Here is a 258-nt window from a genome sequence, read left to right as displayed (position 1 = left end):
CCGGCTCGCAATATCTCTTATTGACGAGTGCTGTCGGTGCGTCATGCCTGGATAGTGTTGATGTCACCACGGGGTATAGATAGCGGTGTTTATTCCTAAAGCACGTCGGACCGTAAGCTGACAATCGACGACATACCTGGCTGTGAGTCCGCGTCGCCTGCTCTGTGGTGGCGCCGGCCAGTTTGAGCAAGGGAAGCCCGCGCGCAGCGCGGGCCGAGGCCCCTGGTTGGGCCGAGCCGCGGCGATCTGGCCGGCGCC

The sequence above is a fragment of the Bordetella tumulicola genome (assembly GCF_965138755.1).
Taxonomy (GTDB): Bacteria; Pseudomonadota; Gammaproteobacteria; order Burkholderiales; family Burkholderiaceae_B; genus Bordetella_A; species Bordetella_A tumulicola.
The sequence above is the reverse complement of the archived record's forward strand: the minus strand, read 5'-3'. Positions refer to the sequence as shown.